Origin of the sequence: Coleofasciculus sp. E1-EBD-02 (genome assembly GCF_040218245.1) — a bacterium.
In the GTDB taxonomy this organism is placed as follows: domain Bacteria; phylum Cyanobacteriota; class Cyanobacteriia; order Cyanobacteriales; family Coleofasciculaceae; genus Coleofasciculus.
In genome coordinates, this window is sequence record NZ_JAVJQN010000201.1 from 23,942 (window position 1) to 38,279 (window position 14,338).

9 protein-coding genes are annotated in these 14,338 nt (G+C 46.3%); 6 read left to right on the top strand and 3 right to left on the bottom strand.

All coding sequences use genetic code 11. The features are described from left to right. The first annotated feature begins 509 nt into the window (after nucleotides 1-509). Nucleotides 510-3,206 (top strand): cation-translocating P-type ATPase, encoded by a 2,697-nt coding sequence (locus RIC07_RS31260; RefSeq protein WP_446397918.1) that lies wholly within the window; start codon nucleotides 510-512, stop codon nucleotides 3,204-3,206. Between the two features lie 226 nt (nucleotides 3,207-3,432). Beyond that, a complete protein-coding gene (locus RIC07_RS31265; protein WP_446397919.1) occupies nucleotides 3,433-3,885 on the top strand; it encodes a DUF2267 domain-containing protein in 453 nt (150 codons plus the stop codon). A 207-nt stretch (nucleotides 3,886-4,092) separates the two neighbouring features. Here the strand turns inward: RIC07_RS31265 and RIC07_RS31270 are convergent, their stop codons facing one another. Next, nucleotides 4,093-5,301, bottom strand: coding sequence for a glycosyltransferase (locus RIC07_RS31270; RefSeq protein WP_446397920.1), 1,209 nt, complete (start codon nucleotides 5,299-5,301; stop codon nucleotides 4,093-4,095). A 140-nt stretch (nucleotides 5,302-5,441) separates the two neighbouring features. After that, nucleotides 5,442-7,142, bottom strand: coding sequence for a glycosyltransferase family 39 protein (locus RIC07_RS31275; RefSeq protein WP_446397921.1), 1,701 nt, complete (start codon nucleotides 7,140-7,142; stop codon nucleotides 5,442-5,444). 52 nt (nucleotides 7,143-7,194) lie between these two features. Here RIC07_RS31275 and RIC07_RS31280 point away from each other — a divergent pair, with 52 nt between their 5' ends. The 3 genes from RIC07_RS31280 to pckA all read left to right on the top strand — a co-directional run bounded on the left by RIC07_RS31280 (nucleotide 7,195) and on the right by pckA (nucleotide 11,429). Beyond that, a complete protein-coding gene (locus RIC07_RS31280) occupies nucleotides 7,195-7,332 on the top strand; it encodes a hypothetical protein (RefSeq protein ID WP_446397922.1) in 138 nt (45 codons plus the stop codon). A 497-nt stretch (nucleotides 7,333-7,829) separates the two neighbouring features. Beyond that, nucleotides 7,830-9,086 carry a leucine-rich repeat domain-containing protein gene (locus RIC07_RS31285; RefSeq protein ID WP_446397923.1) on the top strand — a complete coding sequence of 419 codons (1,257 nt, stop codon included), beginning with the start codon at nucleotides 7,830-7,832 and terminating at the stop codon, nucleotides 9,084-9,086. A 675-nt stretch (nucleotides 9,087-9,761) separates the two neighbouring features. Then, nucleotides 9,762-11,429, top strand: a complete 1,668-nt coding sequence (pckA, locus tag RIC07_RS31290; protein ID WP_446397924.1) for a phosphoenolpyruvate carboxykinase (ATP) — start codon at nucleotides 9,762-9,764, stop codon at nucleotides 11,427-11,429. A 314-nt stretch (nucleotides 11,430-11,743) separates the two neighbouring features. On the opposite strand, the gene RIC07_RS31295 is transcribed toward pckA, so the two are convergent. Beyond that, on the bottom strand, nucleotides 11,744-12,736 hold the full coding sequence (locus RIC07_RS31295; protein ID WP_446397925.1) for a tetratricopeptide repeat protein: 993 nt from the start codon (nucleotides 12,734-12,736) through the stop codon (nucleotides 11,744-11,746). Nucleotides 12,737-12,836: 100 nt separating this feature from the next. On the opposite strand from RIC07_RS31295, the gene RIC07_RS31300 reads away from it, so the two are divergent. Continuing rightward, complete coding sequence (locus RIC07_RS31300; protein WP_446397926.1) at nucleotides 12,837-14,054, top strand: DUF790 family protein; 1,218 nt, start codon at nucleotides 12,837-12,839, stop codon at nucleotides 14,052-14,054. Nucleotides 14,055-14,338 lie beyond the last annotated feature (284 nt).

Here is a 14,338-nt window from a genome sequence, read left to right on the forward strand (position 1 = left end):
AGTACAGGACAAGCCAACCCACCGACTCTGTAGGGGCGGGTTTAGGGACAATTGTAGGGGCGGGTTTAGGGACAATTGTAGGGGCGGGTTTAGGGACTCAACTAGATAGTCACCGATAAATGAACAACAAAACCCGCCCTCTTCACCGATAACGGAACAACAAAACCCGCCCTCCTCACCGATAAATGAACAACAAAACCCGCCCTTATTCAATTTAACCGCACGGTGGAGACAGAATATTAATGGGCGACTGATTAAAGGTTGAGAAACGAAACTCAATCCATCGTTAGCCGATTGGGTAACGCTTACGCTCTACCACGCTAGAGCCGTTTGTTCTCCAGAATGAGCTGAATCTTCCTTCAAAAGGAGGATTCTTTAGCCTAACTCTCTAGTATATAACCCTAATAGGGTAATCCTGTAGTGCGATCGCGCTAACCTCCAACCCCCCTTGGCACCATCCCCAAATTCGTTACCCAATCTCAGTTAGGTTAACCACAATCAAACCAATTATGGCGGATCTTCCCAACCAACCGTGGACAATTTCATCAGCCGATTTATTTAAGAAACTAGATGTTTCTGAGGATGACGGACTCTCTGACGCCGAGGTACAGCAGCGACGGGAAAAGTATGGCGCGAACCGTCTGCAAGAAGCCGAGCGTCGGGGACCCTTACAAATCCTGATCGAACAGTTCAAAAGTCTGGTGATTGGGATTCTCGCCATTGCCGCAATTCTATCCTTTGCCTTTGCTCAGTGGATTGAAGGGATTGCCATTGTTTTTGCCATCTTAATTAACGCCGCTATTGGCTTCTTCATGGAATATCAAGCCGTGCGTTCCATGGAAGCCTTGCAAAGCCTGAGTAGCACCAAAGCCAAAGTGCGTCGTCAAGGACAGATGCAAGAGATTGACGCGGAAAACTTGGTACCCGGCGACATGGTACTCCTGGAAAGTGGAGATCTGATTCCGGCAGATATGCGGCTGACGGAAACCTCGAAAATGCAGGTGAATGAGTCATCCCTCACGGGTGAATCCGTCCCCGTTTCCAAAACCACAGAACCGATAGAAGGAGACGTGGAACTTGCCGATCGCACCAATATGCTATTTAAAGGAACCGCCCTAACTCGTGGTTCCGGGGAAGGGGTGGTTGTAGCCACAGGAATGCAGACCGAATTGGGTCACATTTCTGAGTTAGCCCAAGAAGCCAAAACCGAGGAACGCACCCCCCTAGAAAAACGGCTGAATCAACTGGGACGCCGTTTGATTTGGGTCACTCTGATTATTGTCGCCCTGATTGCCATTTCCGGCATTATCGTGGGCAAGGATATTCGCCTGATGGTGGAAACGGCTGTCGCCCTCGCTGTCGCCGCAATTCCCGAAGGACTACCGATTGTGGCGACGATTGCCCTAGCGCGAGGGATGTGGCGCATGGCTAAGCGGAATGCCCTAATTAATAAACTGGCGGCGGTGGAAACCCTAGGGGCGACGAGCGTTATTTGTACGGATAAAACCGGAACCTTAACCGAAAACCGGATGACGGTGAGTCATGTTGTCCTCGACTCCGGTGACATTGAAATTAGTGGGGAGGGATTAGAACCCGAAGGAGAGTTCAGCCAAGACAATGAAACCCTGAACCCCTTAGAGCATGATAGTCTCCGCCCCGCCTTAGAAGTTGGCGTCTTATGTAATAATGCAGCATTACAACCGGAGGACTCCAATGAAAGCCGAGTTGTCGGTGATCCGATGGAAGTGGCGCTGCTGATTGCGGGAGCAAAAGCTGGACTTGAGCGCGAAAAATTATTAGAAGATATGCCGGAAGTGCGGGAAGAGGCATTTGATCCCGACACTAAAATGATGGCAACCCTGCACAAAAGCAATGGTGATTATCGCTTTGCCGTCAAAGGCGCACCGGAATCTGTCCTAGAGGTGTGTACTCAGATTTTAACCTCTTCAGGGGAAAAAGAACTTCGCGATCGCGATTCCTGGAAGCAACGCAGTAATGACTTAGCCGCGCAAGGGTTACGGATTTTGGCATTGGCACAAAAAAGGGTGAATAGTGAAGAGGCTAAACCCTACGAAGACCTGACCTTTTTAGGCGTTGTGGGTTTACTTGATCCCCCTCGCCAAGAGGTACGGGCGGCAATAGATGAATGTCAAGATGCGGGAATTCGGGTGATTATGGTGACAGGCGATCAACCCGTCACCGCCCGGAATATTGGCATCGCGGTGGGTTTAACCGATGATGAACAAGCGGATGTGGTGCAGGGGAAAGACCTAAAAAGCCCCGATGACGCCTCTTCTGAGGAACGTGAACGCTTAGTCAAAACTCCGATTTTTGCCCGGGTATCTCCCGAACAAAAGTTAAACCTGATTGCCTTGCATCAAGACACCGGAGCAATTGTGGCAATGACGGGGGATGGGGTCAACGACGCCCCCGCCCTACAAAAAGCGGATATCGGTGTCGCCATGGGACAACGAGGCACCCAGGTGGCAAAAGAAGCGGCGGATATGGTGCTGCAAGATGATGCCTTTTCCTCCATTGTCGCGGCGGTGGAACAGGGTCGAGCCATCTTTAACAATATTCGTAAGTTCACGATTTATCTACTATCCGGGAATGTCGGTCAAATTATGGCAGTCACCGCCACCTCGTTAGTCAATGCGCCCTTACCGATCTTGCCCCTACAAATCTTATATCTGAATATCATTAACGATGTCTTCCCCGCCCTGGCGATGGGTGTGGGTGAAGGCTCTCCCACCCTCATGGAACAACCCCCTCGTGACCCCAAGGAGTCGATTATCACCAAGCGTCACTGGTTTGCGATCGCGGGATATGGTTTAATCATAGCTGCCCCGGTTTTGGGTTCCTTTTACCTGGCATTCAACTGGTTAGGATTGGACAAAAATCAAGCCGTTACCATTTCCTTTCTCACCATCGCCTTTTCCCGACTGTGGCACGTCTTCAATATGCGCGATCGCGGATCAGGTGTACTGGTTAACGAAGTCACCCGCAATAAGTACGTCTGGGGCGCTCTGATCCTGTGTACTGGATTACTCGCCATTGCCATTTATCTACCCATCCTCTCCGATATCCTGCAAACTCATGCCCCTAGCCTTCAGGGTTGGTTACTCATCCTGGGAATGAGTTTAGTTCCCTTAGTCATTGGGCAAATTGCCAAATTAATCGCGGATCGAACGACAAATGACAAATGACAAATGACAAATGACGAATGACGAATAAAATATGCCTCTTGAGGTAGATGTCAGCCCTAACGCTGCTATCCTAGGTTAAAGTGTTAACCCAGAACCTGAAAAATCCTCAAAATAATCTGAAATTCATACAAATCGTTTTTCTGTCTTTACTGGATCATTCACATAAAACTGGGAAATCAGGACATTCAAAGTCCTCAACCATGACCTGAAACACAAGGAGAAAACTATGGCTGACAATACAGCTTTCTTAGAAAAAATCAAAAAGCAGGGTCAATTAGAAGACATCTACGACGCCCGCGATGTCACTGAAGTAGTGTTCCGCACCATGCGCGACTTAATGAACACAGACGCTTCAGATCGGGTCGAATCAGAATTGCGTCAAAACGATGGATCTGTACCGACTCCAGCCGAACAACAGCAAAAAGAGATTGCCGATCTGTGGAAAGATACTAATCCAATTGTCAGCTTCCTGAGTCGAGTTCGTCCCCCTCTCGAATTTGATGCTGATACCTTCTTATTTAGAGTTCGTCAAGAAGCCAGCTTACCCAAAGGCGTTAGTCCAGAAACTGTGGTAAAAGCAATTTTTTCCGCCACGAAAGACGAGTTGTCTCAGGAACGAGTCAAAGAAGTTGCTGAGTTTTTACCGTCTAAAATTAAACAAATGTGGCAGCAAGCCTAGTTAGTCATTTGTCATTTGTCATTTGTCCTTGGTCATTTGTCATTTGTCATTTGTCATTTGTCATTTGTCCTTTGTCCTTTGTTTGAATGTGTAGGGGCGGGTTTTACCTATAACGCTGCGGTTCAAACCACTAACTGACCTAAACCCGCCCCGACCAAGTCCGATAATTTTAAATATTTAAGCGGGGGTCAAACGCTGTGATGTCAATTACTGTCGCACATCGGTTACACGCCAACTCAGCTTAAGATTGATCCAGAAATTCCACACCGTCACCGCCGCGATCGCGATTAACTTAGAAACATATTCATTGATGCCAAAGACATTAAACAATAAATTCACAAGTAAAACATTGAGAATAAGTCCAGCTAAACAGATTAAATTGAACTTCAAAAATCGTTTCAGTCGCTTACGCCATCCCCGTTGATGTCGAGAAATATCGCCAAACGTCCATAAATCATTCCACAAGAAATTATTGAGAATTGCGACTTCGGCTGACAGAATCGCACTGCGAGTTAATCCCAATTCTACATGCTCTCGCAGCAGATAAAAGACCGCCATATCCACAAATACACCACTAAAGCCGACTACACCAAAGCGAATGAATCGACCAATGTGTCCGAGAGATAAACGCAAGCGTAGTAAGTGTTGCAAATACTCTACATACTGTTTCCAAGTTACCTTACTTTCCCCCGCTTGACGCTCTTGAAACACATAACCCACTTCCCCAATCCAAGGGACTTTCCCTCGACCCAAGACTTCAATTAAAATTTTGTAACCCAGGGGACTCAGAGGACGACCGACTAAACATTGACGGCGTACCATAAAATAACCACTCATGGGGTCAGAAACCCGCCCGATGACTCCCGGTAAGAGGATTAAGCCAATCGTCTGAGCGCCACGGGATAAAAAGCGGCGGATAATACTCCAATCACTCACACCACCACCTTCAACATGGCGACTAGCCACAGCTAAATCGGCGCCCCGTTGGATCTCGCTCCATAGCGGCAATAACAGTTCGGGGGGATGCTGGAGATCCGCATCAATCACTCCCAAAACCTCTCCCCGCGCCACTTGCCATCCCCGAATTACGGCAGTAGAGAGTCCCCGTTCCTCAATCCGCCGCATGACTTGTAGCTGAGGATAATCTGCCGTGAGTTCCTGTGCCACTTTCCAGGTGTCGTCCGGACTATTATCATCGACGACAATGAGTTCATAGTCCCCCGCTAATTGGGAATCGAGTAATCGGCTCAATTGCTCGACAATCTGGGGAATATTCTTCGCTTCTTTGTACGTGGGAATAATTAGGGAAAACTGTAAGGGACGTTCTTTCGTTGTCGCTAAGACAGTGGTTACATCCGGAACCACAAAGGAACCGGACGGAACAGGGAGCAAGGAATTTGGGGGATTGACATTCATTAGCTGTTTTTTACGTTTGATCTAAGCAGCTTTATGGCATTTCGCGCAGCGAGTATGATGTAGTTTGCTTCTTTGCAGGAGCGAGTATAACAAATAACATAAGACGATCCAAGCCGTTAACGTTCATCTTTCTCACCGACTTATTGAGAACGTTGATAGAGGTGAACAGTGAATTGGTCTTCTTCCATTGTTCCCACCAGTGGCTGGGTTTCTACCAACTGGTATTGGGACTTTAAAGTGGTCTGGATGTTTTGTTGAAACTTCAATTTTTCGGCTTCTGTTTTGGGCTTTGACCATATCGGATCACCGCTATCTAACCAGAGTACACGAGAAAAGTTACCCGTTTGAGTATTCAAGGTTTTCTCTAATACCGGAGCCAGTTTCGCCGGGGATTGCGCCAATAAGGTGACGGGCAAATCTGGGGGAATATAATAGGCTAAACGGAGGACGTGACCCCAAGCCTGAGAATTCATAGCGATTAAGGTAGGAGTTGTCGGTTCTTGCTCGATGATGTCGGCAATTTGATGGAACATCCGGCGATCGCGTAATGTGAAATCCCCGATACTGATTACCAAATAGAACCCTAACACTATCGCGGCGGCGAGGGGTCGCCATTTTCCCATTGTCCGCTCAATCCAGGCGGCGATTAAGAGCAAGCATCCGGGTAAAATAAAGATCATCGATCGCCCCCAGCCAAAGCCAACGGTAAACTGACCTTTAAGGATATCCACCATTAACGCCAGAACAAGGGGAAAAATCCCTAAGAGTAACGCCACACCCAAAACCCTGTAGTGATGCTGACGCCACAGCCTGATACTACAGACAACCAAGAGTGCGATCGCGCCTATCCCAGCGATAGTAGCACTGACGACGGGTAAACTGGTAATCCAATCCCCCAACACTAAATGAATTCCTAGGGTTTGGGTTACTCCTTCTAGGTGTTTTCCCACCGTTTCTATCCAGGTTTGAGTCCCGCCAAACCGCTCTAAATCAGCATTCCGTAGCTGTTGTCGGGTTCCCCATAATACCCAAGGAATCGTTAATGTGATCCCCGCCGCAAACCGTAGTCCGTGTTGCCACCAATGTTGCCGATCTAACCATAAGACTAAAACAGCCAGAGCGGCAATAAAAAAGGCAAAGTAATAAAAGGTGAGGAACCCGGCGGTGATGGAACCAATGAAGACTAGATTCCATAAGAGTTTAGTATAGAGACTTGATCCCTCACCATCTTTGTGTTCTTTATCTGGAACCGTTAGCCTTTTGGGTTCAATCAATTCCAGCGCCGCCCAAGCACTAAGAATCACCCACAACAATAGTGGACCATACATGCGGACATTGAGTGAGTGAAAGAGATAATAAGCATTAGTGCCTAAAAGAGCCGCCAATAACAAACCGCCTTGATGACCCAGCAAACGACGACCTAAACCATAAGCGCTACCGATTGCACCGATACTGAACAGAACGTTCAAGCTGCGCGTCGCGGCTACCCCATTACCGAACAGTCGTAACCAAAGATGTTGACCCAGAAAAAATAGAGGCGGATGGGGTTCACCAGCTAATCCTTGGAGTAACTTTTTTAGAGTGGCTGGGATAGCACCGATACCGTTTTCTACCGGTAAACTTAGTAATGCTGTATACTCGGCTAAGGTAACAGGCAACTCCTTCGGCGTGGAATAGGACGTTTTTTGACCCGTAGACAGCAGCAGGGACAACACCTCGTCGTACCAAAATTCTCGGCTACTTAAGTTAACGAGTCTTAACAGTACTGCGATCGCGATCGCGATCAGTAATGCCCAAGAAAATGTCCGGGAGAGTTTAGAGAGGGGAAAACTTCGGCTCATCAGAGAGGGCGATAGACACAAGAGTAGGTTCTTTGCCAGTTTAATCGATCATTTGGCGGTATTTTTCTTTCGCTACATTAATCTTGACGAAAAAGGCGGGAGTGCAATCCATCCTCCCAGAGAGTTTATCGTGCGATCGCCTTCTCCCCTAGCTGACTTTTCACGGGAAGTCTGGAAACCGAGTTGGTAGGGGGATGAGTGATACCGAAGTTGCGTTCTATCATGTCTAGGAAAAGCGAAGCTATAGCGAGGAACGAGCGTCAGAATCTCACCAGATGCTTCGCCTCCCGGTTCCCTTGAGCAAGCGCGTTGGGTAAAAACCCTGTTACAACTTTGAGTATCGTTTAGCCCAACTCATCAATAGTTCTAAATTATTTCTAGGTTTTAAATTCACTAAAAGATACCAGTCTAGTCATTAGTCTGACTAAAAATGCCCAGCCGCGATCGCAGCTTCTTCTGGTTACTCAGTCCAACCCCAGTAATAGTCTAAGTCCTTGGACATAAATTTTTTCTGCTGTACTAATAAACTTGACAAGCGTCAAATCCTTACTGTTCCTTGTTTTTCCTCCCCTGTTTCCTAATCTCAACCTTCAATTTTCATTCTGCCCAACTACTTGGGATCGTTATAATCAGGGATGAAGTTGATCACTCATTTTACTGGTCAACTGAATAAATAGTATAAATAAAATGATTACAAAATTATCGCAATTGCTGGGTTTAGGATTAGCTATCAGTTTAAATCCTTTCTCCTTTCCTAATTTTAGACAGGCGGCGCTATCTCAATCAACCACTGAATTTAGAACCTTTATGGATTGGTGTCTCAATCAAGAGAAGCTGTCAAGAGGCGCTAAACATACTGTTCAGACTTTGCTCCGGTATGTCGAAACTAATGATTGTCAGCAAGCTGCTCAAGAAATCGCGATAATTTATGATCTCAATCTCGGCAGTAATAAAATAACAGATGTCAGCCCCCTCGCCGGACTTAACAATCTGTCTGAACTTGACCTCGGCAGTAATAAAATAACAGATGTCAGCCCCCTCTCGGAACTCAACAATCTGGCTGAACTTGACCTCGGTAGTAATAAAATAACAGATATCAGCCCTCTCTCAGAACTCAACAATCTGGCTGAACTGGATCTAGGTAGCAATCAAATCAGAGATCTAAGCCCCCTCTCCGGACTCACTAATCTTGCTGAACTTGACCTCAGTGAGAATCAAATAGAGAATCAAATAACCGACATAAGCCCTCTCGCCGGACTCACCAATCTGGCTGAACTTGACCTTAGTTTCAATAAAATAACAAACATCAGCCCCCTCTCCGGACTCACCAATCTGGCTGAACTCGACCTCAGTGAGAATCAAATAAGAGATCTAAGCCCCCTCGCCGGACTCAGCAATCTTTCTGAACTCGATCTCCGGGGTAATCAAATAAGAGATATAAGTCCTCTCTCCAGACTTGCCAATCTTTCTGAACTTGATCTCAGTGAAAATCAAATAAGAGATCTAAGTCCTCTCTCCAGACTCACCAATCTTTCTGAACTCTACCTCTGGGATAATCAAATAAGAGATCTAAGCTCTCTTTCCGGACTTGCTAATCTTTCTGTACTTGACCTTAGTGAGAATCAAATAACTGAGCTAAATTTCCCCTCCGGACTCACCAATCTTTCTCAACTCAATCTCAGTGGTAATCAAATAACCGATATAGATTCCCTCTCCAGATTGACCAATCTTTCTTCCCTCAATCTCCGTGATAATCAAATAACAGACATCAGCCCCATCGCCGAACTCACCAATCTTTCTTACCTCAATCTCCGGAATAATCAAATAACAGATGTAAGTTCCCTATCTGGACTGAAAAATCTTTCTGGACTATCCCTAATGGGTAATCCACTTGCTGAATTAAAGTGTCCTGTAGAGCCAGAATCTATTTGTATCTTTAGATAATCAATAGTTCAAGCTTCCGCCGGAAAGTCTAGTTTGTTAATTGTAGGGGCGGGTTTAGCCATTTAATGTTGGAATCCTACCGATAACCTCTCAGCAAAACCCGCCCCTCGTCATAAAAGGGAGGTAAGTAGGTCGGTGGAAATAAACCGAACGATGTTAAGTTCTGTGAATGTTCCTCAAACCCTTACAAATGACAAATGACAAATGACGTAGCTTGCTTCTCGCGAAGCGAGTATGACGATTTACGCCGTTAACTTTAATTGTCCTCACCTACTTATAAGTAGCGAATGTTACCATTTGGGAGGATTTTGGGTCGAGCCGTATAGCGTCGTTGCCGCTAAGTTTATCAACCATGATAAACCAAGGAACATTGATCTGTTCCGACAATAGTGTATTATACTTTTTGTCAGCATAATATATTCCCAATAATTAGCCAAGCTGAATTGTCATTAAATGTTGACATTTGCCCCATTTAAGCTTGACAAAATTTAGGAGTTAAGCAATAGGAATGCTGATGCTCATTTCTATTTACAAAAAATAAACAAAAAATATTAACTAATTTAAATAATTGTGAATTCGTAAAATACAACACGATTTTTCTGATACAAATAAACCTAGGAAATATTTCTTATGGCAAACGCAAGTTCACGCTTATAGAGTGTAGAAGGTGCTGATATGAACGAAAAGACTTACAAATTGGAATCTGAACTGAAAACGTTGAACCACGTCTATCAAACCTTGTCTGAAGTCAATCCTCACATGAATGATGAGAGTTATGGACTCAAATCTCTGGGATTAAGGAACCTTGGTCATCTGTATCACAATCTCCCGGTTCCCCAGCTTATTGAAGAAGCCCTAAAACGGCATGAAGGCGTTCTCGCTGCTAATGGCGCTCTTTGTGTGGAAACAGGCAAATACACCGGACGTTCTCCGGCGGATAAATTCATCGTTGATGAGCCGGGATTGCATGAGGAAGTGAACTGGAATAAAGTCAATGTTCCCATATCACAGGAAAAATTTGACTTACTCTATAAACAGATGTTGGCTTATTTGCAAGGCAGAGATCTGTTTATCTTTGATGGGTATGTCGGCGTTGATCCGCAATACCGCCTAGGTGTACGAGTTGTTAACGAACTCGCCTCGCAAAATTTGTTTGCCCATCAAATGTTCCTCCGCCCCACCCCAGAGGAACTGAATACCCATAACCGTGAACTAACCATCATTGCGATTCCTGGTTTACAGGGAGACCCAGAAATTAATGGTATCCATAGTGAAGCCTTTATTGTCGTCAGCTTTGCCAAACGGCTGGTTTTGATTGGTGGTTCGCGCTATGCCGGTGAAATCAAAAAATCGGCATTCTCATTCATGAATTATCTGATGACGAAGCGCGATGTTCTGCCCATGCATTGTTCCGCCAACATGGACAAAAAAGGGAACACCGCGTTATTCTTTGGACTTTCGGGTACGGGAAAAACCACCTTATCAGCTGATCCTACCCGGCATCTAATTGGGGATGACGAACATGGATGGTCAGAACGGGGTATCTTCAACTTTGAAGGAGGTTGTTACGCCAAAACCATTCGGCTGTCGCGGACGAATGAACCCCAGATTTGGTCAGCGGTTCGCTTCGGGTCAATGATGGAAAACGTGGTGCTTGACCCAGAAACCCGCATTCCCAACTATGATGATGGTCGCCTCACTGAAAACACACGAGTCGCGTATCCGGTCGATTATATTCCTAATTGTGTCATTCCGGGGATCGGTGGTCATCCCGGAACCGTCATTTTCCTCACCGCAGATGCTTTTGGAGTATTACCCCCGATTACCAAGCTGACCAATAATCAGGCAATTTTCCACTTTATGTCGGGTTACACCAGCAAACTCGCGGGTACAGAACGGGGAATTACTGAACCTCAAGCCACATTCTCCGCTTGTTTCGGTCAACCGTTCCTTCCTCTGTCGCCAACTGTCTACGGCGAGATGTTATTTGAACGACTGGTTAAATATGATGCCAATGTCTATTTAGTGAATACTGGGTGGACAGGTGGACCTTACGGCGTTGGCACACGTATCCGGATTCAAGACAGTCGTGCGATGGTTGCAGCGGCGTTAAGTGGGGAGTTGGAAAAGGTGCAATACTATCACCATCCCATCTTCAAGATCTTAGTGCCAAAATCAGTTCCCGGTGTTGACAGCAGCATTCTCAATCCCCAAAATACCTGGAGTGATCCCCAAGCCTACGAGACACAAGCGAAGGATTTGGCGAAACGATTTGTGGAAAACTTTAAGAAGTTTCCCAATGCGCCGCGTGAAGTGAAGGAAGCAGCACCTGTTTTTGAGTAACTGTTTCGATGTCTGGTTACAACAACCTTTACTGATACTGATTACGGTAGGGTTGTTGGGGACAAGAACTAATCCTATAACGTGTAGAGACATAGCCTGCTACGTCTCTACATTTCCATTTAGGTCTGTAGGGGCGGGTTTTACCGATAAAGTTTTGGAAAAAACCGATAACCATACTAAACCCGCCCCTATAGGGGAAGTATGTAGAGATGCATAGCCTTCCAGAGTTGAGGAAACCCTAGCGTGAGAGATCGCTGGGGCACATAGAAGGACTAGACTTCACTAGATTATCACAAAAAAATGATGGTTGAGATCTACCGCTCATCTGTTCCCATACCGTTGAGCAGAGCTACAAAGGACTCATTTGCCCGTAGATTATCAAAATCTGAGTCAGTTTGGGCTAAGGTGAGATATTCACTCGGATTCAGGCGAATCGCTGCTTGTAAACTCGTGATCGCACTCTCCTGATTTCCCAGTAAGGCATAGCAACAGGCTTGGTTGTACCAGGCGTATTCGTCTTCTGGATCAGAGTCTAATACTTGGTCATAACTCGCCACAGCTTCAAGATATCGAGCCAGTTTCCGCAGCAGTTCCCCTCGATGGTACCAACTCCAAGGATCAGTGGGTTTGATCTCCAACGCCCGATCATAGCTAGCCAAGGCGTCTTCTAAGCGTCCCCAATGTCGCAGGGAATCTCCCCGTCGATACCACGCCCAATAATCATCCGGTCGGGTTTCTAAGGCTTTTTCATAACTGGCAATTGCCTCTCCATACCGCGCCAAATGACGCTGGGCGTCACCTAAGCGATACCAACTCCAGTAATCGGTTGGTCGAAGCTTCAGGGCTTCCTCAAAGGAGGTAATCGCTTCCTTGTACCAATCCAAATCTTCTAGGGCGACCCGTCCCCGATTGTACCAAGCCCAATAGTCATCGGGTCGAGTATCCAGGGCGTGATCATAACTTGCGATCGCGTCTTCGTAACGTTGTAATTCTCGTAGTACCGTGGCGCGTTGACACCAACTCCAGTAATCGGTGGGCTTTTCGGCTAAAGCTTGGTCATAACTGCTTAACGCTTCCGAGTAGTATCCCAACGCATCTAAAACATCGGCTCGCCAGTACAGCGCCCAAAAATCATGGGGCTTGTAGTCCAACGCCCGATTATAGCTGATCAGTGCCTCTTCATAGCGTCCTTCATCTCGCAATCCATGCCCTTGATTTAACCAATCTCTATAGCTATCAGGTCTGCACTCTAGCACTCTGTAGATAGTATGGGCAGGTGTCTGCCGCATCGATAATTTTGTACTCATAGTTTAATCTTGAAATTCTGTAACAGATAGTGAAGTGGTGATGAATAATCAATGACATAAGAGATAAGACTAATGACCACTGACATAAGACAAATCGCTCATGTTACCCACACCACTGCTAATTTATCGACAAAATGGGGAAGAAATCATCCCCAAGCGATTGCCGATTAACCCACGCACCTGTGATATCGCCACGGATTTAATCACCTGTTTCCGGAAGGCGGTGGGTCATACCCAAGGTGAACTCAAGAGCCAGCTTTCTGAATTAGAAGGGGATAGTCCTGATTATCGCCTTAAACGGGGACTGGCACATCTGCTCAAAAATAATTTCAGTACCTTTGAAATTGTTAGCCCCCTGGAACCAAAAGAACTGCGACAACGAGTCTTTACCCTATCTGCCAAATCTCTCCCCTGTCGCGCTGCTACGGAAGCGACTCTGGAAACCCTCAGTAGTACGCTTACTCAAGAATTACATCAAGAGGTGCTACCGTCGCAAATTAGAACAGGGCTTTATGCGGATTTGCCAGAAAATCGGATTTTGACCCAGTTTGATGATCCCGCGCCGGAAGCCTTGCTACACCGTTACAACTTATCTCAAGTTCAGGGGATTTTCTACAAAGCCTCTGAGATGATTCTCAATGCTCATCGGAATGTACCGGGGGAATATAAACTACTGTTTCGTTATTTAAAGTTATTTGGCTTAATGACCTATATCGAAGGCGATGCGGATCATGGGTTTACGATTACTATTGATGGACCAGCGAGTTTATTTAAAACCAGTACCCGCTATGGACTCGCGATCGCGAAACTGATTCCGGCTCTACTCCATGTTACTCGTTGGAGTCTCAAAGCCACGTTACAAATGCGTGATCCCTACACGGGAACGTGGAAAACTGGACGATTTTGCCTCAATGATAAGTGTGGGTTGGTGACTCATTATCCCCCTGGTAAGCCTTACGACAGTATGATTGAGGCATCCTTTGCCAACCGTTGGGACTCGCTGAAAACAGAGTGGATTCTGGAACGAGAAGTAGATTTGGTTCCGATTCCGGGGAGTGTGATGATTCCGGATTTTCGGTTGGTGCATCCCGATGGGCGAGATATGTTGTTAGAAATTGTTGGGTTTTGGCGTCCCGACTATCTGCAAAAGAAATTTTCTCAAGTCCGGCGGGCGGCTTGTGATAATTTGATTTTGGCAATTTCTGAGCGACTTAATTTGGATAAAGCTGGGGTTAAGCTGGAACGTGTGCCAGCCCAAATTATTTGGTTTAAGGATAAGTTATCACCCAAGGCGGTACTAGAGGTATTAGATCAATGAACGGTGATCACCGTAGGGGCGCACCGACGTGCGCCCCAGTATGCAAGGCTTGCGCCCCAGTATGGTTCCCGGTTACGGCGTCATGGTTCCAGGGTATAGCAACCGCCAAGGCGGTTAGACAGATCATTGATGTAGAGAGGCGCCATGGCGCGTCTCTACCCATGGAAATCGGGAATATCCCTATATCTGGAAAAGGATGATTATAATAAGTTGAAAGCGAGGAAAACTTCAAACCCAAGTTAGCTGCTTGGGGACAGCGAGAAGGAACAATTAAGAACAACGGG